This window comes from Flindersiella endophytica (assembly GCF_054779015.1).
On the sequence record NZ_BAAGYY010000018.1, the window covers coordinates 41,541 to 62,521 of the forward strand.

The following is a 20,981-nucleotide window of genomic DNA, read 5'->3' on the forward strand; positions in this document are numbered from 1 at the left end:
GTGTTTGGTGCGAGTCACCGCACGGCTATGGCGTCTGGTGGCAGCCCGGCGAAGGGTCAGGCTGGGTTTCTGGTTTGGATGGGCAGGATGTTGCTTGCTCCGCGGCCGGTTGTCACCAGGACGTTGTGGGTGCCGGCGCCGGTGGCCGGCATGGTGAAGGTGAGCGTGGTGGATGTGTTCGCGGTGATGGTCGCCTGGGTGGCGCCAACGAGCACGCGAGAGGCGTTGGCCAGGTTGATGCCTGTGATCGTGACCGCGGCGCCGCCGGTGGTGTCGGCGGCGTTGGGGGCGAGTGAGGTGAGGACGGGAACCGACGTGGCGATGGGGCCTCGTTGGGTCCACTTGTCTTTCATGGAGTTGGCGGTGGTGTAGTAGAACACGATGATCTGACCGGCTCCGAGGGTGACAGTGCCGCCGGGTTCGCAGTCGAGGACAAGGCCGGTTGCTGGTCCTGGTCGTCTGCTGTCGTGGAAGGTTACGGGGTGGATGCCGATATTGCAGAGGGCGATCTCTTGTCCGTTGGCCCCTGGCGGGAGCGTCGGCGTCGCGGTGACGTCTGCGGGCGCCTCGAGAGTGCCGCGGTCTACGTGGATATTGATGTTCCGCCTGCGGATCGGGATCGTCGTTGTCCATGGGCTCGTGGTGATGTTCGCTTCGGCGCCCGCGCTGGGCAGGGTGAGCGTTCCGTCGTTGGTGAAGTCCTTTCCACGTCTGGCGGGTATGTCGGTCGTCGCCAACCCGATGGGGCGGAGGCCGGTCGGGTGGTTTGCGTCGACGAAATCGGCGATGTAGCCGAGAACGCCGGCGCGAAGGCTGAGGAATTCGCTGTAGACCAGGCGGCGGTGGACGGGCTGTCCGAACCACATGGGTTGGTCGATGGTGATTCCTCTTGCCTGTGCGAGGAAGATGCACGCGCCGTAGAAGGGCCCTTCGAAGTAAGGGCTGGAGATTCGGGTGCTGAGGAAGACGGCGACCCTGGAGTCGAGGGTTCCGATCACGATACCGGCGAAGCCACATCCTTGGAGCTCCATGTTGTCCAGCATGGCGCCGTACATGCCTCGGCACACGATTCCGCTTCCGGCACAGTAGGTGAACTTGCCGGTGTCCATGCGTGTCCGGTTGTTGTCGTTGTGGACCTCTTCGCTCCAGCCATCGCCGACCCCGATCGCGAACGGCTGTGCGGTGAGGTTCATTGACGGCTGGAGGAATTTGTGGACCGTGATCTGGGTGTCGCTGTCGATGCTGGCGATCTCGAGCCGCTGGGTCGTGGCGTCATCGGTGGCTCCGATGAGGACGAAGTCTCCAGGACGGGCGGGAATGGAGTTGAACTTCGTCCCGGATCCGGTGATCGTCGTACTGTCCTTCTGGCAGGACACAGTGCCCTCGACCAGTTCGGCCGCTCGCAGGTTGCCGTACCGGGCGGTGATCAGGTCTTGGGAGGAGCAGTACATCGTTCCGCACCGGTCCGCGTCCAGCGCGCGTGCGTACACGTTGTCGTTGATGGTGTTCGACCCGGCGTCGTTGGTGGCCACCGCCCGGTAGCCGTCTTTGACCGCATGCTCGACGTGCACGTCGTCGAGGTGCAGCCTCGACGCGCCTTGCAGGTAGAGCCCATGGTCGGTGTTGCCGGCGCAGGAGAACCGCATCCCCTTGATCGTCACCTGGCCGGAGTGAATCGAAAGAATCGAGCGGACTCCGGTACGCCTGGCCGTGATGCGCGTTCCACCGTGCACGGGCTCACACGATCCCTCACCACGAATCGACAATCCGTGATCGGTGAGCCCGGTGACCGCATAGGTCTCGAGCCTGATCTCGGGGGTTGTCACGAAGTCGCCGCCAGGCAGGTAGACACCCGTCTTGCAGGTTCTCGCGGCGCGGATCGCCGCGACCAGGTGCTCGGTGTCATCGGTCCTGCCGTCACCGACCGCACCGAACCAGGCGACGTTGAGGTCTGCGCCGTCGCGGCGGCGTACCCAGCGACCATCGGTTGACGCGCTGGCAACAGATACTCCGCCGTCTCCGACGGCACCACCCTTTGCATACGAGCCGGGCGGTCCGGCGGCGACGGTGAACGTTTTCGGGCTAGATGTGCCGATGGGTAGGTATGTGCCGTTGAGCGCGAAGCCGCCCTCGCCGGTGGCCCGCTCGATGATCGCGCGACCACCGGGCGCGAGCCCGTGCGACAAGGACGTCTCCACCGTGACGCTCTTCGCCGTACCGCCTGAGATGTAAGCGGCATTGCCTCTGGACCCGAGCAAGGTGAAGACGTCCGGAGCGTTCTTGTCGACCGCGACCAGCCAGGCGCCGTTTGCGTTGGTGTTGCCGCCCACGCCTTCCACCAGGACCGCTTGCCCGTTGACGAACCGGTGCCCGGCCGCTGTGACCACGATCGGCCCGCGTCCGGTGGGACTGTAGGTGGCGCCTGTGATGGTTGCCGAGCTGACTTTGGCTGCCGTGATGTGGGTCGTGTCGAACAAGAACGTGCCGCCCCCACCGTCGTGGCTCGACTTGTAGCCTGCGACCTCCACGACGTCGTCGACCTGTGGCGAAGCAATAGCCCGCATCGCGGTGACGGTCGTCGCGTTCGAAACTGTCATGACGGATCCTTCCGACGGCTGCCCTGCCGCCTGTTGAGTTCAAGCCCGATGTCACATGCGGTTGGTTGCCGTGGAGATCTCAGCCAGCTGGATTCCGTATTTCCGATCTCTGCGTCGAGCCGCCGGCAGCATTCGAGAATTGCGGAGTAGTGAATTCCAGCCGTATCGTGTTGTCGTCCGTGAGGACGATTGCCTTGCCCTCTTCGAGATTCCACTCGGTGGGAAGTAGAAAGTATTTGTCGCCGGACTTCTGGAGGAGCCGGAGTCCGTCGTATCGGTAGCCGTAGGCCGATGTTTCTCCGGCAAATCGAGTCTCCCGGACGCCTGGCGCGTCGATCTGCAGATTCTTGGCGCTGTAGACGATGACTCCGACACGGTCAGGGAGCCCGGCGATGAGCTGTCTGGCGTCCATGCTCCCGACCATGTTGGCGTAGTTGGACAGCGCCAAGAACAGCGGAAGGACAATGAGGAGGCCGATGACGATCCTGATCGCCGGCAGATGCCACGTAGCCAACGTCTCCGTGTCCTGGCGGAGACCGAGCGCAGCGGTGATACGACGCTGCAAGACGATCCCGTAGGTCGTGGTGAGGACGCCAACGGTGAAGCTGAGAGGGACGACCAGACCCCGCCAGCCAGGCCACATCCAGCCCGCGACCAGTCCGAGTGCGAGAGAGGCTGCCAAGCCATACTTCAGGCCTCGAACGAGCACGCGCAGACTGGCAAGTCGCCTGGCCTGGATGGCGCCGACCGCCCGCTCGTGAAGGAGTAGCCAGCCAATACCGATGGCTGTGACTACCAGCATCGGCAGCCACAAGGTGCGGATGCTCCCCAACACGTAGAACTGGGTGGTCAACTCGAAGAGGGTGGTGTCCAAGCCCAGAAGCCGGGTCCCGAGATAGGACCGTTGCCATCCGAAGTACACCAGCCCTGCCGTCACGATCGTGAGGGGTGTGCCGAACGCCGCTACCAGGCTGAGTGCCGGGCCCAGCACACTACTGGCGCCCACGTTTTCTCGTACGGACGTGGATCGCGCCCTGACCGCGTTCTGCCGGAGCTCCCCAACTGGCGTTCTGGCAGCACGAGCCCGCGAGCTTTGCGGACTCACCCTGTTTCCCCGGTGGTGTCGGAAGGCGTAGGGGTCGGGCCGTCGTCCGGGGGCGTTGTCTCCTCGTCGTTGCTGTCCTGCTCCTCACCTTCGTCATCGACGTATTCGAAGGAGACGCCGGTACGGCTCCCGCCCGGGCTGCGGACGGTGATCTGCACGGCTCCCGCGTTGCTCGCGCGTGGTGATATGACCTGAATCGAGCGGTAGTTGTCCTTGTCGTCGTCGGGGTCGTCGCGGGCGACGATTTCCGCGGGGCTTTGGCCGAAGAGAACCTCGGTCACGTCTTGAAGCCCGTTGCCGCTGTCGTCATAGATCTCCACCGTTGTGCCACCTTGAACGGTTCCCTGGGCCGGGTCGATGTCATCGATCCCCCAGGGACATACGGTGCCCCGTGTGGAGGTGATCCTCAGCCCAGGCGGGCCATCGGGAAACTCCAGGAGCCGCCGCCCCAGCGCGACGGCGGCGCCGTTATGACATTCGAGGTTCTCGTCGGCGAGTTGATCAAGAGCACGGGTCAGATCCCGCTGGGCATTACCCCAACGTCCGGTTTGTTTGTCGAACAGCGCCGAGCAGGCCGTACCCAGTCCCCGATAAAGCAGGGCAAGCCCTTCCGCGGATTCGTCCGATCCCGGACCGACTTCGTTACATTCCCGGTTCACCAGTCTCGTGTACCAACGTTCGTCCTCGGGAATGTCAGGGCCGGCGGGGCCGATAGGCACCCATGGCAGTTCCTCCTCATCCTTGCTGTTGGAGTCTTTGCCGTTGCTGTTGCCGTTGTCATCCTCGTCGTCTGGCGAGTCCGCCCCGGTCGTCGCCGGCGCTGGGGATGTGGTTTTCGAACCGGCCTCGAAGGTGTCGCCGGGGCTGTCTCGCCCACAGCTGACGAGTCCCACCGCCAGGACGCAGGTGACCACCAGGATTCGCTTGGACAGCATCTTCATGTTCCCCCTTTTGATCGAGGTCAGGGCGTCAACGTGATGGTCATGTCGTCGTTGCCGCCGACGTCGAAGACGCGGTATCCGATCTGGAAGGAGTCGGTGCTGCTCGTCCACTCGCACCATTCGAATGCTCGAGGAGGAACGTCGCGGGCGATATCGCCTGCCCAGAACGCACCGTCTGCTGCGCGCGCGAAGAAACACCAGTACCGGTTGATGTCGGCCAGGTCTGCGCTATGGACGACGGCACCTTGCCCGTTGGCAAGCGGCCACCATCCCTTCTTCGTCCAGTCTCCCCCGTCCGGACAGTTGGGCGTGAACCACATGATGGACAGATCCAGCCGCTGCGGATAGCTGTTGATGAACTGCAACATCAGGCATCCCTCCCGGAACCGCTGATGCCGTCGTCGGGCGGTTCACTCAGAGGACGTTCTGCTGGTCCGCGCCCGTAGGTTTCCGCGGCCTGTCCTGGACCTGCCCAGTCCAGGGTGCTTTGCGGCAGCAGTCCGGGGCGATGAGTCACGCTCAGCGATTTCCGCCCGGTAGGCTGTTCGAGCGTGGCGCCGAGGTCGGTCGTCGGGTGCACGCTCACCGTGAACTCGTTCTCGCTTGACATACTTTCTCCTCCGCGTTCCGTATATGCGGGCCGCGCCTGCCATTCCTCACGCGGTCCAGCCGGCCAGTTGTCGAACGGATGTGCTCGGTGTCCACGGTGGCGCCGCACTCTGCTTGTGGATCTTGCAGAAACCTTGCGGACCGGCCACTATTGACTCGTGAGCAGGTGTCGGTGACCAACTGATCTCCAGTTGGGTGGGGGATATGGAGTTTCGACTTTTCGGCCAGATGGAGCTATGGGCCGGCGGTCAGCCCCTCGACCTGGGGACTCCGCGGCAGCAGGCGGTGTTGGCGGCGCTGCTGGTGGACGCGCCGCGGCCGGTCGGGATCGAGACGCTTGTCGATCGGGTCTGGGATGACAGCCCGCCAGTCGAGGCCCGCAGCGTGTTGTATTCGTATCTGAGCCGGATCCGCCAGCTGCTGAAACGTGCGGCCACTCACACCGGCGAGACAACGGTGTTCGTCGAGCGCCGGCCCGCCGGCTACGTTTTGGACATCGACCCGGAGCGGGTGGATCTGCACCGGTTCGCTCGCCTGGTCGAACACGGCCGCGATCCGCAACGCACCGACGCCGACAGGGCCGATGCGCTCACCGAGGCGTTGGGTCTGTGGCGAGGCCCCCCGCTGGCCGGCATTCAGGGCGGATGGGTCACGCAGGTACGCAGCAGCTGTCACCGGCTGCGGCTCGACGCGGCGATGCAGTGGGCTCAAGTCAAGCTCCGGCTCGGCCGCCCTACAGCGGTAGTCGCCATGCTGCCCGACCTCATCGTCGAGTATCCGCTGGTCGAGCCGCTGGAGGATCTGCTCATGCGAGCGCTGCACGCGACCGGCCGCGACGCCGAGGCAATAGACCGTTACACCGCTATCCGGCAACGGCTGGCCGACGAACTCGGAACCGATCCCGGTTTTGAGTTACGCGCCCTGCACCAGGCGATCCTGCGCGGCGAACTGCCACCACCAGCCCAGGCAGACCAGCCGACCGTGGCGCGGGTTCTCGCCTCACCAGCGCAGCTGCCGCCAGACGTGTACGGCTTCTCCGGCCGCGAGAACGAACTGGACCGACTCGATGGCCTGCTCACCGCCGGCGGCCATCAGCCAACCGCCGTGGTGATCTCCGCGGTGTCCGGCACCGCCGGAGTCGGCAAAACCGCGCTGGCGGTGCATTGGGCCCACCGCGTCCGCGACGAGTTCACCGACGGGCAGCTGTATGTGAACCTGCGAGGTTTCGACCCGGCCGGGCCGCCGGTCACCCCGGCTGAAGCCGTACGCGGATTCCTGGACGCCTTCGAGGTGCCACCGCAGCGGATCCCGGCCGCTTTCGAGGCGCAGATCGCTCTGTACCGCAGCCTGCTGGCAGACCGGAAGGTCCTGATAGTGCTGGACAACGCCCGCGACGCCGAGCAAGCCCGTCCGCTGCTGCCCGGTGCGGCGGGCAGCCTGGTGGTGGTGACCAGCCGCAACCAGCTCACCGGTCTGGTCGCTACCGCAGGGGCCCAACCCATGGCCCTGGACCTGCTTACCACCGCCGAATCCAGGGAGCTGCTGTCCAGCCGCCTCGGCCACGACCGGGTAACCGCCGAACCCCTGGCAGCGGACGACATCATCGCCACATGTGTCCGACTGCCGCTGGCCTTGGCGATCGTGGCCGCACGCGCCGCCACCCACCCCAGCTTCCCGCTTGCCACCCTGGCCGCAGAACTACGCAACGCCAGAAGCCTGAACGCCTTCGCCAGCACGGATCCGGCTACCGACGTACGGGCGGTGTTCTCCTGGTCCTACCGGCAACTCAGCACCCGGGCGGCCCGCCTGTTCCGGCTGCTTGGCCTGCACCCAGGCCCTGACATCTCCGCGCCAGCGGAGGCAAGTCTGGCCGGTATCCCGTTCAGCGAGACACAACCGCTGCTGGTCGAGTTGACTCGCGCTCACCTGATCACCGAGCACATGCCTGGTAGGTACACGTTCCACGACCTGCTCCGCGCGTACGCCACCGAACTCGTCCACGGCAGCGGTACCGAGCGCAATCCGGCCGTGCACCGGATGCTGGACCACTATCTGCACTCCGCCAATGCCGCCGCCCTGCTGCTTAACCCGCACTATGACCCGATCACCATGCCGCCAGCGCGGCCCGGCGTCACACCCGAGGACCCACCTGGCTACCAGCAGGCGGTGTCCTGGTTCACCACCGAGCGCCCCGTCCTGCTCGCGATCCTCAACCTGGCCGCCAACGCCGGGTTCGACATCCACACCTGGCAACTGGCCTGGACAATGTCGGGGTTCCTCGATCGCCGTGGGCACTGGCACGACTGGGAGGCCACACAGGCCGCCGCGGTGGAGGCCGCGCGGCGGCTGGGCGACCGGGCCGCACAAGCCCGTGCGCTCCGCGGTCTCGCCAGTGCCAGCACACGGTTTGGGCGCTATGACGACGCCTGCGACGACCTTCGGCGCGCCCTCGACATCCACCATGAGCTCGGTGATCGCATCGGCCAAGCACATGCCCACTTCGCATTCAGCTGGGCCCTTGGGACGCAGGGCCGCCACGCCGATGCCCTCCGCCACGCCGAACGTGCACTCGACCTGTACCGGGAAACCGGCCACCGGCCCGGCCAGGCCGGTGCACTCAACGCGGTCGGCTGGGCCCACGCCCTACTGGGGAACGACAGGCAGGCTCTCACCTACAGCGAGCAGGCGCTCACGCTGTCGCAGGACCTCGGTGACCAGGACAGGGAGGCTGGCATATGGGACACCCTTGGCTCAGCCCACAACCACCTCGGCCACCACCGGCAGGCCATCATCTGCTACCGGCACGCCATCGACCTGTACCGGAGCCTCGCAGATCGCTACCACGAGGCTGTCCTACTCTCCTACCTCGGCGACACCCAATGCGCTGCGGGAGACCCCCATGCCGCTCGCGCCACTTGGCAACACGCCCTCGCGATCCTCGAAGAACTCCACAACCCCACCGCCGACGACGTACGCATCAAACTCCGCCAGCTTGACCCGCACTCGCCCGACACCGAATCCAAGCGTTCGTAACCGATCCTGGCTTGGCGGGAAGGATCGATCACGGCCGAATGCCTGTGACCGATGAACGTGGATCAACCGGACCTACAAGCCGGAGGTTGAGGGGTCGGCCGTGACCGTGACCTCGGCGCGGCCGCCCGCGGGTACCGTGACTGAGTCGGAGGACAGGGTCAACACGCCGGCTGAGGCGCCGTTCACGGCCAGCCGCAGCGTGAGCGGCTCCTTGCCGGTGTTGCGGTAGGTCAGCGTCTTATCGCTCGGCTGGCGGAGGAGTCGCGGATCGGGTGCCGCGGCCGCCGGATCAACGAGTGGAGCGCCGAGCACCCCGTTGAAGTCGGTGGAGCAGATCACCACCGACTTCGACGGGGAAACCCGGGTTCACCGCACGTGAGGCGGTGGCCTACGACGTGGCCGGCGATCCGGCCGGGACTTCGGCCGGAGCTCCGGAGTCCGGCACGCCCGCGTAGTCGGGCAGCTCGGCGCCGTTGATCGCGCGTTCGATCAGCTCGGTGAACCACTCGCCGTCAAACTCCGGGATCGGCTCGGCGTCCGGCCTGGAGGCGTCGAGGAAGCGTGCGTGCAGCCGGCCGATCTCCTGGTTGGCCTCGACGAACGAGCGCATCCGCCCCTCGAAGCCGGCGAACCCGGCCTCCGGGTCCCACCCGGCGGCGGCCAGCTCTCCGGCCAGCAGATAGGCACCGACCAGAGCCAAGCCGGTGCCCTGCCCGGACAGCGGCGACGAGCTGAAGGCCGCGTCCCCGAACAGCCCGATCCGTCCGCTCGACCAGCGGTCCATCACCACCTGGGCCACCTGGTCCAGGTAGAAGTCCGGCGTGTGGTCCAGGTGCGCGAGGATGCGCGGGGTCAACCAGCCCAGGCCGGCCATCTGCTCGCGCAGCAGGCGCTTCTGGGCCTCGACGTCGCGGTAGTCGACGTCGAGGTCGGCCGCGGGGAAGGAGAACAGGGCCATCGCCTGGGTCGCGTCCTGGAGGGGCCGCAGGCAGGCGGAGCGCCCGGACTCCGAATCCTGGAAGTCGAGCATCCAGCGGTCCAGTCCGAACTCGTTCGGCACAGTGTAGAAAGCCATCACGTGCCCGAGATGGCGGACGAACTGCTCGTGCGGCCCGAAGACCATCCCTCGCAGTGGCGAGTGCAGCCCGTCCGCCCCGATCACCAGGTCGAAGCGCCGCCGGTCGCCGCCCTCGAAGGCCACGTCGACCCCGTCCGCGTCCTGGGTGAGCTCGGCGATCCGGTCGCCGAAGATGTACTCCACACCGTCTCGGGTGTCGTCGTAGAGCACCTGGGACAGGTCCCCACGCAGGATCTCGATCTCCGAGATGTACCCGTCGCCGCCGTCGTCTTCCGCACTGTGGGTCTCCAGCACGTTCCCGTCCGCGTCCACCTTGTACGCGCCGGCGGTCTCGGTGCGGGCCGCGCGCACGGCCGCGTCCAGCCCCATCCGCCGGATGACCTCTCTGGTCACCCCGCGCGCGTCCACCGCCTGCCCACCGGGACGCAGCCCGGGCGCCCGCTCCACAACGGTCACCTCGGCACCCCGCCGGCGCAGCCAATGGGCCAGTGCCGGCCCCGCGATGCTCGCCCCTGTCACCAACACCCTGGTGCCGCTCACAGCGCCACCCCCTTATCTGTCCGGAACGTACGGCTGTCTACGGCGCCGGCGTGCAGGCCGGCGTCCCCGCCGGGATCCGCCGCGAAAGACTCCTCGAACATCGAGATCTCAACCTTGAACAACCTGTCCTCCTGTCATCGAAGAGGTAGACACCCTCCGGCCAGCGAACTCATCGGCAGCCGGCGAAGAAAGTTCACCCGGCCGGATCGTCGGCACCAGCCTGCGACTCGACGCGGCCGAGCCAGAACCCGATGGTCTCGGCAGCACTGCCGGCCAGGTGCCCGGGCGCGGCTAGTCGACGTCGACGCCTGCGTACGCGTAGGCGAACCACCGGGCGAGCAGCGGATCGGCCAGCAGGGTGTCTATCCAGCCGTCCCCCAGTCCGCGCGTGAACCCGCCGGGCACGGCAGCCGGCGCTTCCGAGCCGTTCCGCAGGCCGGCGAGCAGCACCCGCAAGTACCACAGGGAGAACGCCTGGGTCCGCCAGATCACCGGCAGTCGTGTACGTGAGTACGCGTCCAGCCGGCGGCTGTCCCCGCTCGGGCCGAACCGTGCGACGAGTCCGGCCGCCAGTTCCACGGCGTCCTGGATGGCGAGGTTCATCCCCTTGCCGCCGGCCGGGGTGATGAGGTGTGCCGCATCGCCCGCGAGATAGAAGCGGCCCTGCTGGATCGGGTCCAGGACGCGCACCCTGAGGTCCACCCAGCTCGGCGTGCCGAACGGGACGTCCGCCAGCTTGCCGTCGACGTCGAGGCGCAGCGACAGCTCCGCGCGGATCTGCTCCTCCGGCCAGTCCTGCTGTGAGTCGGTCGCCGGCACCTCCAGGTAGTAACGGGTTTCGTGGTCTCCCCTGCGCATCTGCCCGGCGAAACCTCTCGGATGGATGGCGTAGATCGTGTGGTCGACCATCGGTGGCGCCCCCGCGAGGACCGCCATCAGCCGGACGCCGAGCACCTCCTCGCTGACCTGGACGCCGGGCATCGCGGATGCGACGACGCTGCGCGCGCCATCGCATCCGACGACCGCCTGGCAGGCGATCTCCTCGCCGTTCGCGAGCACCACGACCGCGCCGTCAGGCCCCTGACGTACGCCAGTTACAGCCTGCCCGAACCGCAGGTCGGCGCCGTCGGCGATGAGCACGTCGCAGAGCTCGCCGACCAGCTGATGCTGCGGGTACACGTAGTTCGGACGGCCACCGGTCAGCGAGCCGTAGTCGAAGATCGCGCTTCGGCCCGGTGTCCGGAACTCCATCCGCCCGTTCTGCTTGCCGAAACGCAGGTCGGCACCCGCGATGCCCACCGCGGTGAGCACCTGCACGGTCCGGTACTCGACCAGGCCCGCCTTGGGATGGCTGCTCAGCTCGGCTCGCGTCCGGCGTTCGAGCAGAGTGAACGAGACACCCGCGCGCTGCAGCATCCGTCCCACCACCAGGCCTGCCGGCCCGGCACCTACGACGACGACATCCGGAACGGAGGTCATGGGAGGTCGGCCCGCAGCATCGCCCCCACAGCGTTACTGGCCGTGGCAACCGCGGGAAAACCCGCCCCGGCCACGATCGACGCACTGGTCGCATCCCACACATTCGGCAACACCAGCAGATCCCCACCGTGCAGCTCACGAAGCCGCTCGGCACGAGCCTTCAAATCTCCTGCGTCACTGGTCATTCGAATCTCCTCCATTTCAATGCACGTTTACTCGACCGAGCCGCTCATCACCGGTGGGCGCGGCGTCTGCCGTGGCGTGGCCGCGGTCGCCGGTCGTTTGCCCGGTATGCCGAGCGCGACGAGCATGCCGATGAACGCGAGTGCCGCGACCGCGCCCATCCCCGCCGAGAATCCAGCAGTGAACTCCTCGGCTGAGCCGTAGCCCCCCACGCCGGCGAAGACGGCGACGGTGATCGTCGTACCGAATACGCCACCAAGTATCCGCAGCATCATGAACGTGCCGGACGCCTGGCCGATCTCCTGCGGCCGCACCGCTCCGACCACTGCCTTCTGGGCCGCGGGCATGGCCATCGTGACTCCGGCGCTGCCGAGGATCAGCGCGGGCACGATCTCGAGATAGTTCGTGTCGGTGTCGACAACGATCGCGATCCAGCCCATGGCCAGGGTCTGGAGCAGCAGCCCGCCGGCCACGAACGCCCGCTCACCGACCTTGTCGACCAGCCGGCCGGCGATCGGCGCGCACACCATCAGCGTGCCGGTCCACGGCATCAGCCGCAGGCCGGCTCCGATCGGCCCTTCACCCTGGACGACCTGGAAGTACTGTGCGAGAAAGAACATCGTGCCGTACAGCGAGGCGAACACCGCGAAGTTCGCGGGGTTGGCCGTGGCGAACGCCCGCAGCCGGAAGAACCGCATCGGCAGCATCGGCGCGTTCGTGCGTTGTTCCCAACGTACGAACGCGATCACCAGCGCGACACCGAGCACGAGCGAAGCCAGGACCTCCGCGCTCCCCCAGCCGGCCGCGTTCCCGCGCACCAGCGCCCAGACGATGCCGAACGCGCCCGTCGTCGCCAGCACGACCCCAGCCAGGTCGAGCCGGTTGTTCGGGCCGACGCTCTCCTCGACGCGCCGCAACGTGAGCAGGATCGCGATCACGCCGATCGGCAGGTTCAGCCAGAAGATCCACTGCCAGGCAAGGCCTTCGGCGATGACGCCACCGATGAACGGGCCGCTGAACGTCGCCAGGCCGGTGAGACCCAAGTACAGTCCCATCGCCTTCCCTCGCTGCTGTGGCGGGAAGATCGCGCTGATCAGCGTGAGTGACAACGGCAACACCATCGCGGCCCCCGCACCCTGCAACGCGCGGAATGCGATCAGCGCACCGATGTTCGGCGACAGCGCGCACGCCACCGACGCGATGGTGAACAACGCCAACCCGGCGCTGAACATCCGGCGGCGGCCGAACCGGTCACCCAGTGCCGCTCCGGTCAGGAGCAGCACCGCGAACGTCAGGTTGTACGCGTTGACAACCCACTCGAGCGACTCGATCGATGCCGTCAGATCCTCTCGGATCGTGCTCAGTGCCGTGGTCACGACCAGGCTGTCCAGAGCCATCATGAACGACGCCAGCGAGGCGAGGCCCAACCCCCACGCCTGCTTGGACGTCATCCGTCTTTCGTGCGTACTCACAGTTCTCCTTCTGTACAAGGCCGTTGGCAGGGGCGCCGGCTACGTGTACTGACACCGGGTGGGTGGGGAACTGGTCGCTGCCGGTTGTTCTCGGAGTCAGGCGAGCTCGCCGGCGGGTTCAGCGGTCGGTTCGGCAGACGTCTCGACCGCGGGTGGCTTCAAGACGCTGGTCGCCCAGGCGACCGCCACGCCGGCCGCCGCGATGATCAGGCCGGTGACCACCGCGGCCGAGGCGGTGTAGGCGCCGATCGCCACACCGCCGGCGGCCGAGCCGAACGCGATGCCCACGTTGGCGGCCGATGCCGGCAGCGACTGTGCCAGCTGCCCACCGGGTCCGGCCAGGCTGATCACGCGGTACTGGATCGACGGCAGCAGGCCCATGCCGAACAGTCCAAGGGCAACCAGGGCCAGCGCCACCAGGAACGCGACCGTGCCGACGAGGTACAGCGCCAGCAACGAGACCGCGACCCCGATGGCCCCGAGGACCAGCGTGCGCGCGGCGTTGGCGTCGGCGTACCGGCCGCCGCCGAACGAGCCGACCGCCGTGGCGACACCGTACGCCAGCAGGAACACGCTGATCAGCGCGCCGGACACGCCGGTGACAGTCTCGAGGAACGGCACGATGTAGGTCAGTGCGGCGAACAACGCCGCGAACGCGAGGAACTGGAAGAACAGCACGGCGAGCACCCGTGGGGCGAACGCGTACTTGGCCTGGTTGCTGGCGCCGCCGCCGGAGCTGGGCACGGACGGGACCAGCGCCAGCGTGGCGACCAACGCGACCACGGCGAAGCCGACGATCGCGGCGAACGAGCCGCGCCAGCCGAGCGCCTGACCGACCAGCGTGCCCACCGGCACGCCCAACGCGGCCGACACCGCGACGCCGGACACGACGACGGAGATCGCCCGCCCCATTCGTTCCGGCGGGACGACCGAGATGCCCGCCATGAACGCGGTGCCGATGAACAGGCCCTGGATCGCGCCGGTGAAGACGCGGGCCGCGAGGAACACGCCGTAGCTGCTGGTCAGCACAGCGACCAGGTTGCCCAGGACGAACAGCACGAGCGCGCTGATCAGGATGGTCCGCTTGTTCAGCTTGATGGTCAGCGCGGTGAGCAGTGGGCCACCGATCGCGAGGCCGAGCGCGTAGCCCGTCACCAGCGTGCCGGCGACCGGGATGGAGACCCTCAGGTCGGCCGCGACCAGGTTCAGCACGCCGACCACGAGCAGCTCGGCACTGCCCAGTACGAACATTCCTAGGAACAGCGCGGCCAGGGCCAGGTTTGCCCTGCCCGGGCTCACCGACAGTTGCCGGGTAGTCATCACGCACACGCCTTTCTTGGAGGAGCTATGCTTTAGGGAACGATCCCTAACACTGTAGGGAACGATCCCTAACATCGCAACGACATTGTGAGGCCCCGGTGCAACGAACCGCTGCCGAAACCCGGTCCCACCTGCTCGGCGTGGCCGGAGAACTGTTCTATTGGAAGGGCATCCGGGCGACCGGGGTCGACCGGGTCGCTGCCGAGGCGGGCGTCGCGCCGACGTCGCTGTACCGCCTGTTCGGCTCCAAGGACGGACTCGTCGGTGCCTACGTCGAGCAGGCCGACCAGGGCTTCCGCGAGCTGGTCACCGCAGCGGTCGCCACAGCCGGCCCTGACCCGCGGACCCAGCTCCTGGCGATCTTCGACGCCGTCTTCGCACAGGTCAGCTCGACGGAATACCGCGGTTGTGCGGCGATGATGACGCTGGCCGAGTTCCCTGACACCGACCTGCCCGCACACCGCAACGCCGTCGCGGCCAAGGCCTGGGTCCGGCAGCGCATCGGCGAGCTCACCGACCAGCTTGGCGTGGACGACCCGGCCCAACTCGCCGACCACCTCACGCTGGTGCTCGAGGGCATGCACGCCTCGAGCCAGGCCCTCGGCCCGGCAGGCCCCGCCAGGCAGGCCCGGCTCCTGGCCGAAGTGCTCCTACCGGCCACCGCTTCGTAACCGAATGGGCGGTTCAGTCAGGTGTGGTCGGCGAGGAGCTTCAGTGCCAGTCCTCCGAAGACCGCCACGATGCCGCCCCGCCGTCCGCCAGTGATCCCATGCGCGACGATGAACATCATGCCCGGGCCTGGCACGAGGTTGAGCGCCACAACCTCCAGCCCGAAGCCAAGCAACGTCATTGCGGCCGACAACCCGGCGTCGCCAGTTGCGGCCAGCACTTGGCTTCGGAACTCGGGCGACTGCCTGAGCGACTGCAGAAGGTGCCCGATCAGGCAGATTGAAGGGCAAACCTGGCTCTGAGTTCTGGCCTACGCCCTTAGCCGTCGACAGAGTGAGATTCACGCATCCTTATCGGTGTGGATCTCTGGACAGGACTGTCATGATCTTGGAGCAGGTTGTTTCCCGGCATCACCCGAACTTCAATGTCGAGCAGGCTCGGCTCGGGCTTGGCCGGGATGGGAACGTCTATCTTGTCAGCAGTGCGCCGTATCCGGTTGGGCAGGCGTTACGTGTGTCGGCGGATGGTTCTGCTCGGTTGGCCGGCAAGGTCGGTTACTCGGCAGCGGCGATCACCGCGAATGCCGACGGCGTGATCGCCACCGCGGAAGTCCACTTCCCGCACCAGATCGCGTTGTGGGGAACGGATTTCGGGCCAATCGGACGAGCTACGGACTTCCTGACCAGTGACGAGGTCGGATACGCGGCACCGTCTGATGTGCAAGCCGGACTGTCTGGCGACTTCTACGGGATCGACCAGTATCGGCTTCGGGTACTACGACTCCAACCGGCAGGTGGCGTCGCCGCGGCCTACTCTCTCGCGCAGCTTGGCGAGCCTCGCCCAGCCGGCGCGGTTGGCCTTCGAGTTCTGGAGGATCAAGCACGGCTCTACACCGCGTGGCCGTCTGGGAAGGTGTGGGTGTCCGGCTTCGACGGCACGCCGCTGTGGAGCGCGGCCGCGCGGCCAGCCGGTGACATGTTCGGCGGATTCGACCTCGACGCCGAGGGGCGGCTCCACGTCCTGTCATCGGCGAACCTGCTGCAGATCTTCGACACCGCCGGCGTGTCCGCAGGGACGCTCACCCTGACCGGTGGCACGCAGGCGAAAGCCGTGACCGGCCTACGGGTGCACGGTTCGGAACTGGTGGTGAAGCGGGCTGATCCAACGACGTTGTTCGAGGTGTACGACGCCAACACCGGCGCTTTGCTCCGCAGCGTTCCGGCGGATGTCGAACGGCTACGCGTGACCTACCCGTCCGCGGTCTGCACCGCGGGCAGCCCGGTCCCCCTGACCATCTCGTTCGATGCCGGTTCGTGGCGGACGAACCCGCAGTTGCGCGCCTGGATTCGCCCGCTGGGTGTACCGGAGTTCCGTGAGCTCCCAGTCGTGCGAGGGCGAGTGACGCCGTCCGCCGACGCACGCGGGCTCTACCACCTGCGTGTCAGCCCAGGCCTGGATGGGCGATTCAGTGACTACGCTGTGGACGGCGTACTGGAGGTACGGACGCCTGGGACGACCGGCACGGTGTCGCTGTTCACTCCCCTGAACCGTTTCTACTACGGCAAGGGCGAACCGATCCCGTTCACCGTGGTTGCCCGCACGGCGGCTGACCAGTCGGTCCCCTCCTCGGTGCCGGTGCGGCTGATGCGCGATGATCACCAGGCCGGGCAGCGTGCTGTCGTGCTTCGTGACGGACGTGGCGAAGCAGCGTTCGATGCGGCGTTCACCGCCGAACTGGAGCCTGGACGGTACGTCCTCGACGCCGATGTCCCTGGCTGCACCGTGGCGCCGCAATACCTCGAGATCGGCGCCGGGCTGTCCGAGCGGCCAAGCTTCCACCTCGTGCAGCACGGCGACTACAGCGACAGCATGCCGATCACGGACGTCCGCGATCCGGGCAAGCAAACCCCTACAGGCAGTCCGTCCTTGCTCCCGTTCGCCGATCTCCCGGAAACGACCGCAGACCATCTCAACCGAGCCCGGCAGCTCGGGATCAACTTGTTCGTCGACAGGATCGGCTCCAACTGGTTGTCGTGGAAGACCAGGTTGACGCCCACTCCGGCCGATTCCACCACTGTGGATCGGCTGAGCGCCGATCCGACAGCGGTCGCACCGGAGAAGGCGGTCTTCGAGGACCCGACCAGCCGCGCGATCGCCGGCTACGGCGCGCACGGCATCGAGGAACAGCCGATCCTGCTGTTCAACGACGCCGGTCTTCCGCTCGGCACGCTGTACGACCCCCGCACACCAGAGAACATGGAGGCCGACCTCGAGGCGATCACGAGGCACCTCCTCCCCTACGCCGCGTTCCGTGGCTGGAGCTGGGCCGCCAACTGGTGGCTGGCGAAGCCCGGCGCCGATGCCGCCGCTGATCCCGCTGAACGTGCCGCTTACGAGGCCGCGCTCACCGCGGCACGGGACACCGGCGCCTGGTCAGCCGTACTCGACACGGTGTCCGACCGTACGTTCGCGCTCAAGGTCGACGCGGAGCGGCGATTCCGCGCGGCGCTGGAGTCGGTCGCACCAGGCAAGCTCAGCGCGATGAGCGCGCCCTACCCGTCGCCGCAGACTCCGCCTGCCGTCATCTTCGCCAACGTCGACGAGGTGGATCTGCACTACCAGGCAGAACAACTGCAGCCGCCGCAGATCACACCCCATCAGGTCGACTTCTACAAACGACCGGGCAAGCCCGCATGGGGACACCCTGAGCTCGGTAACGACGACGGCACCGGCGGGATGTTCCTTCCGACGCTGTTCCAGATGATGATGTGTGGCGCCGACGGGGTCGGTGCGTCCGGAGACGCCAGCGGCAACCACGGTGGCTCGCACGCGGTACCGCTTCCAGACTGGCGTTCGGGCGGCACCGGCCCACGGCCCGGCGATCCCCGTTCAGGTGGCGCTGGCAAGACATCGGTCCTGCGCGCTGCTTACGACGTCTTCCGTGAGCACGGGTCTGCCGTTGCCCAGGCGAGGAGCATCAACCGTGTCGCGATCGTGGTGTCGACCAGGATGCAGCGCATCGAGATCTGGGACGGTCAGATCCGCAGCGCCTACTTCGACGCGCTGTTCGAGGCATACAACGCCTGCCTCTACGCACATCGCCCAGCAGCGTTCGTCTTCGCCGAGGACGCCACTGCGCAGTCGCTGACCGGATTCTCCGTGGTGCTCCTGGTCGGTCAACGGGTCGAGCTCGACCCGGCGCTCGCGGAAGCACTTCAGGCGGCGGTCGATGCCGGCGTTTCGGTCTGGTACGACGGCACCTGCCGTCCCGAACTGGTTGCCCGGTTCAATCGGCTACCGGTGACGTTCGACCGGATCAAGAACGACCCACCCGCGCTACAGGACGACAGCGCCTACGCGAGATTCAGGCGACACTTCCTCGACCACGCCACGGCACTCCGCGAAGCCTGGGGGACCCAGGTCGCACCGGTCGCCAGCTGCGACCAGCCCGAAGTGATGCTCACCGAACGGCAGGCCGGCGACATCCGTTACATCTGGGCGGTCAACAACACGTTGCTGGACTGGGAACCCGGACTGGCCTGGCGGGTGAGCCTGCTGATCACCCACAGGGTGCCGGTGATGGCGAACCTGGCATTGCCCGTGCCGCCTGGACACAAGGTGCTGGACGTCCTGGCCGGAAAGGTCGTCCAGCCGCGAAACGGCACGATCACCGCCGATCTGCGTACGATCCCGGCCAGGCTCTACGCCATTTTGCCGCCGGGCTACCACAACCTGCCGGCGCCGAGCCCTGCCCTCGAGGACCGCTTCGGGCCACACGCCCGCGACATCGCCATCAGCGACGACGGGCACACAGCGCTGGTGAACTGCTTCAACTGGGACCACAACCTCTACGGCCTCGACCTGACCACTGGCCAAACCACCTGGCGGCGCAAGGCAGGGCACTTCTTCACGTTCGCTCCCGCCGCGCACGCCCCCGGATTCACCGTGCAGGGCTTCGACCTCTCCGCGGCGGAGGGCTACCACCTCTACCTCCTCGACGACGCCGGAGAACTACAGCGCCGTTTCGCGCTGTTCGGGCTACCGAAGCGCGGCACAGACTGGGCCTCCGGCGAATGGGGCTACGACCTCGGCCTGAACAACTTCGCAGCACCACCCAGCCGCTCCTGGATCGCCACCTCCGGCGATCTCGGAACAACCGTCTGGACCGAGTCGGGAACCGAGCTCTGGTCACACGAGGGCTGGCCACACGGCAGGGCTCCGTATCGGTTGCTCGCCCTCGACGAGTCCACGCTGATCACCTGCACGGGCGGCACGATCTCGGGCCTCAGCGCCACAGACGGCACAACCCTGTGGTCCCTCTCAGTTGTGACCTCCGGCGACCTGCTCGGCGGCCTCGCCTGCGCTGACGGCGGTACTGCCGTCTTCTGGTCCGACACCGACGGCGGACGGATCTTCGTCATCCGCGACGGTGAGCTGGTCAACACCATTCCGGCCGCGGTCGACGAGCTCGCCTTGTCCGGCGACGGCACGCTGATCGCCGTCACGGCCAGCAGGCAGCTTCGTGTGTTCGACACCGACGGCGGCCTGCTGTGGGCCTACACCGGCGACGACCACCTTCGCCGGCCACGCATCTCGCCGGACGGAACACGAATCGCGGTCGGCAGCGAACTCGGCACGCTGATCGTTCTGAACAGGACCGGCTCGGTGCTGACCGAACGAGACCTGCAGGCCTTGCCCGTACCGGCCTGGCTGCCGGGCGGGGATCTCCTCGTGGCCACCTGGATGGGCCGCGTCATGCGTCTGAACGCAGATCTGACGCCAACCTGGGAACGCCGGCTGCGACCAGCGGAACGAAACGCAGCCGCCGGGCTACGCGCGCCAGATCCAACACCGACGATCCGCAAGACAGGATGGGGCAACGCCACAACGACGATGCCGCTCAGCCCCAACCTGGTCCTCGATACCCGCGCCCTCGTCTATGCCGAACTCCACGCCGGCGTCCAACCGACAAGACTGGATTGGCAGAACCCGCTCGACCTCCTACGTGACGGGAAGACCGATCCTCCACCAAAACCGTGGCTACCGTGGTGGGCGGTCGGCAAGGTCGACAGCGGCTGGCACGACAAGCTGACCATCACCGTCGACACCTTCCGCACCCAGATCCGGCTGGACGGAATCACCTTCGTCGAGGACCCTGCCCATCCGGAGTCCTGGCTACGTGACGTGCGGTTGCAGTGGTGGGACCCCGTCACCGAAACCTGGCGTGACGGGCCCTACCTGTTGTCCGACGCGCAGTACCACAGCCACGCCCTGCCACAGCCAGTCGAGGCCGCACGATTCCGGTTCGCCACCACCGGTGGCGGTGGCTGGCCCTCCGGCAACATCCGGCTGGGAGAACTGGTTTTCCACGGGCAACAACTCGGTTGCTCCCATCCCGACGTAGTCGCCAGACGCCCGCTCGCCGTGCTCTTCGACGAACAGGAGTCCGACGTCAAGGCACTCGTCGGCATCGGACCCAGCGCCTTCCGCTACACCGACGCCTACTCCGGCGGCAAGTGCCTCGAGCTGAAAACAGCCGGGCAAAGCGGACCGGCCTACGTTCCACCGTTCGGCCACGCCATCCCCAACTGGAACTTCGACATCACCGAACAGCCCCAACCAGGCCAGTATCGCTACCTGCAGTTCGCATGGCGCGCGAAAACCTCCGCGACCAACGGCATGAGCCTCCTACTCGGTCTCGAATGGCCCGGCCGGGCAACCGCTGTGTCCATCGGCGACGCCAGCTTCCCCGACTACACCAAAGCCGGCGAGCACACAGTGCCCGGGACGCCATCGACCGCATGGAGCGTCGTGACCGTCGACCTGTGGGCCGTCTGCAACGGCGCGCCACCACCCATCCGATGCCTGTCGCTGCTGACCAGCGGGGACGGCGCGATGTTCGACCAGATCGTGCTCGCCCGGACACTAAGCGACCTTCCCAACCCAACCTGACAC

At 67.1% G+C, this 20,981-nt stretch carries 15 protein-coding genes; 3 read left to right on the forward strand and 12 right to left on the reverse strand.

Annotation, left to right across the window (positions count from 1 at the left end):
- Positions 1–56 precede the first annotated feature (56 nt).
- The 5 genes from ACYVF6_RS19320 to ACYVF6_RS19340 all read right to left on the reverse strand — a co-directional run bounded on the left by ACYVF6_RS19320 (position 57) and on the right by ACYVF6_RS19340 (position 5,253).
- Positions 57–2,597 carry an IPT/TIG domain-containing protein gene (locus ACYVF6_RS19320; RefSeq protein WP_460523193.1) on the reverse strand — a complete coding sequence of 847 codons (2,541 nt, stop codon included), beginning with the start codon at positions 2,595–2,597 and terminating at the stop codon, positions 57–59.
- Between the two features lie 79 nt (positions 2,598–2,676).
- The gene (locus ACYVF6_RS19325) at positions 2,677–3,603 is read right to left on the reverse strand and encodes a hypothetical protein (RefSeq protein ID WP_460523195.1); all 927 of its coding nucleotides are present in this window, start codon (positions 3,601–3,603) and stop codon (positions 2,677–2,679) included.
- 95 nt (positions 3,604–3,698) lie between these two features.
- Entirely contained in the window at positions 3,699–4,643 is a 945-nt protein-coding gene (locus ACYVF6_RS19330; protein WP_460523197.1) for an IPT/TIG domain-containing protein, read from the reverse strand.
- Between the two features lie 20 nt (positions 4,644–4,663).
- A complete protein-coding gene (locus tag ACYVF6_RS19335; protein WP_460523199.1) occupies positions 4,664–5,011 on the reverse strand; it encodes a hypothetical protein in 348 nt (115 codons plus the stop codon).
- Entirely contained in the window at positions 5,011–5,253 is a 243-nt protein-coding gene (locus ACYVF6_RS19340) for a hypothetical protein (protein WP_460523201.1), read from the reverse strand. The genes ACYVF6_RS19335 and ACYVF6_RS19340 overlap by 1 nt, the downstream gene beginning before the upstream one ends.
- A gap of 203 nt (positions 5,254–5,456) precedes the next feature.
- Between ACYVF6_RS19340 and ACYVF6_RS19345 the strand changes: the two genes are divergently transcribed.
- A complete protein-coding gene (locus tag ACYVF6_RS19345) occupies positions 5,457–8,285 on the forward strand; it encodes an AfsR/SARP family transcriptional regulator (protein WP_460523203.1) in 2,829 nt (942 codons plus the stop codon).
- A gap of 72 nt (positions 8,286–8,357) precedes the next feature.
- Here the strand turns inward: ACYVF6_RS19345 and ACYVF6_RS19350 are convergent, their stop codons facing one another.
- From ACYVF6_RS19350 to ACYVF6_RS19375, 6 genes are all read right to left on the reverse strand, one after another.
- A complete protein-coding gene (locus ACYVF6_RS19350; RefSeq protein ID WP_460523205.1) occupies positions 8,358–8,624 on the reverse strand; it encodes a hypothetical protein in 267 nt (88 codons plus the stop codon).
- 49 nt (positions 8,625–8,673) lie between these two features.
- Positions 8,674–9,903, reverse strand: a complete 1,230-nt coding sequence (locus ACYVF6_RS19355; protein ID WP_460523207.1) for an FAD-dependent monooxygenase — start codon at positions 9,901–9,903, stop codon at positions 8,674–8,676.
- A gap of 291 nt (positions 9,904–10,194) precedes the next feature.
- Complete coding sequence (locus ACYVF6_RS19360; protein WP_460523209.1) at positions 10,195–11,382, reverse strand: Rossmann-fold NAD(P)-binding domain-containing protein; 1,188 nt, start codon at positions 11,380–11,382, stop codon at positions 10,195–10,197.
- Positions 11,379–11,567, reverse strand: a complete 189-nt coding sequence (locus ACYVF6_RS19365; RefSeq protein WP_460523211.1) for an isocitrate lyase/phosphoenolpyruvate mutase family protein — start codon at positions 11,565–11,567, stop codon at positions 11,379–11,381. The genes ACYVF6_RS19360 and ACYVF6_RS19365 overlap by 4 nt, the downstream gene beginning before the upstream one ends.
- A gap of 27 nt (positions 11,568–11,594) precedes the next feature.
- Positions 11,595–13,037 carry an MFS transporter gene (locus ACYVF6_RS19370; RefSeq protein ID WP_460523213.1) on the reverse strand — a complete coding sequence of 481 codons (1,443 nt, stop codon included), beginning with the start codon at positions 13,035–13,037 and terminating at the stop codon, positions 11,595–11,597.
- Positions 13,038–13,133: 96 nt separating this feature from the next.
- Entirely contained in the window at positions 13,134–14,357 is a 1,224-nt protein-coding gene (locus tag ACYVF6_RS19375; RefSeq protein ID WP_460523215.1) for an MFS transporter, read from the reverse strand.
- A gap of 98 nt (positions 14,358–14,455) precedes the next feature.
- On the opposite strand from ACYVF6_RS19375, the gene ACYVF6_RS19380 reads away from it, so the two are divergent.
- Positions 14,456–15,028: a TetR/AcrR family transcriptional regulator gene (locus ACYVF6_RS19380; protein ID WP_460523217.1), complete on the forward strand. Its 573-nt coding sequence runs from the start codon at positions 14,456–14,458 to the stop codon at positions 15,026–15,028.
- A 17-nt stretch (positions 15,029–15,045) separates the two neighbouring features.
- Here ACYVF6_RS19380 and ACYVF6_RS19385 read toward each other — a convergent pair whose 3' ends face one another.
- Positions 15,046–15,207 (reverse strand): hypothetical protein, encoded by a 162-nt coding sequence (locus ACYVF6_RS19385; RefSeq protein ID WP_460523219.1) that lies wholly within the window; start codon positions 15,205–15,207, stop codon positions 15,046–15,048.
- 200 nt (positions 15,208–15,407) lie between these two features.
- Here ACYVF6_RS19385 and ACYVF6_RS19390 point away from each other — a divergent pair, with 200 nt between their 5' ends.
- Positions 15,408–20,978 carry a WD40 repeat domain-containing protein gene (locus tag ACYVF6_RS19390; protein WP_460523221.1) on the forward strand — a complete coding sequence of 1,857 codons (5,571 nt, stop codon included), beginning with the start codon at positions 15,408–15,410 and terminating at the stop codon, positions 20,976–20,978.
- Positions 20,979–20,981: the final 3 nt, after the last annotated feature.

Excerpts from the sequence above, each read along its gene's own strand:
- ACYVF6_RS19360 (WP_460523209.1), bottom strand. The coding sequence starts at position 11,382 with ATGACCTCCGTTCCGGATGTCGTCGTCGTAGGTGCCGGGCCGGCAGGC.
- ACYVF6_RS19330 (WP_460523197.1), bottom strand. The coding sequence starts at position 4,643 with ATGAAGATGCTGTCCAAGCGAATCCTGGTGGTCACCTGCGTCCTGGCG.
- ACYVF6_RS19365 (WP_460523211.1), bottom strand. The coding sequence starts at position 11,567 with ATGACCAGTGACGCAGGAGATTTGAAGGCTCGTGCCGAGCGGCTTCGT.
- ACYVF6_RS19320 (WP_460523193.1), bottom strand. The coding sequence starts at position 2,597 with ATGACAGTTTCGAACGCGACGACCGTCACCGCGATGCGGGCTATTGCT.
- ACYVF6_RS19345 (WP_460523203.1), top strand. The coding sequence starts at position 5,457 with ATGGAGTTTCGACTTTTCGGCCAGATGGAGCTATGGGCCGGCGGTCAG.
- ACYVF6_RS19375 (WP_460523215.1), bottom strand. The coding sequence starts at position 14,357 with ATGACTACCCGGCAACTGTCGGTGAGCCCGGGCAGGGCAAACCTGGCC.
- ACYVF6_RS19390 (WP_460523221.1), top strand. The coding sequence starts at position 15,408 with ATGATCTTGGAGCAGGTTGTTTCCCGGCATCACCCGAACTTCAATGTC.
- ACYVF6_RS19335 (WP_460523199.1), bottom strand. The coding sequence starts at position 5,011 with ATGTTGCAGTTCATCAACAGCTATCCGCAGCGGCTGGATCTGTCCATC.
- ACYVF6_RS19340 (WP_460523201.1), bottom strand. The coding sequence starts at position 5,253 with ATGTCAAGCGAGAACGAGTTCACGGTGAGCGTGCACCCGACGACCGAC.
- ACYVF6_RS19385 (WP_460523219.1), bottom strand. The coding sequence starts at position 15,207 with ATGACGTTGCTTGGCTTCGGGCTGGAGGTTGTGGCGCTCAACCTCGTG.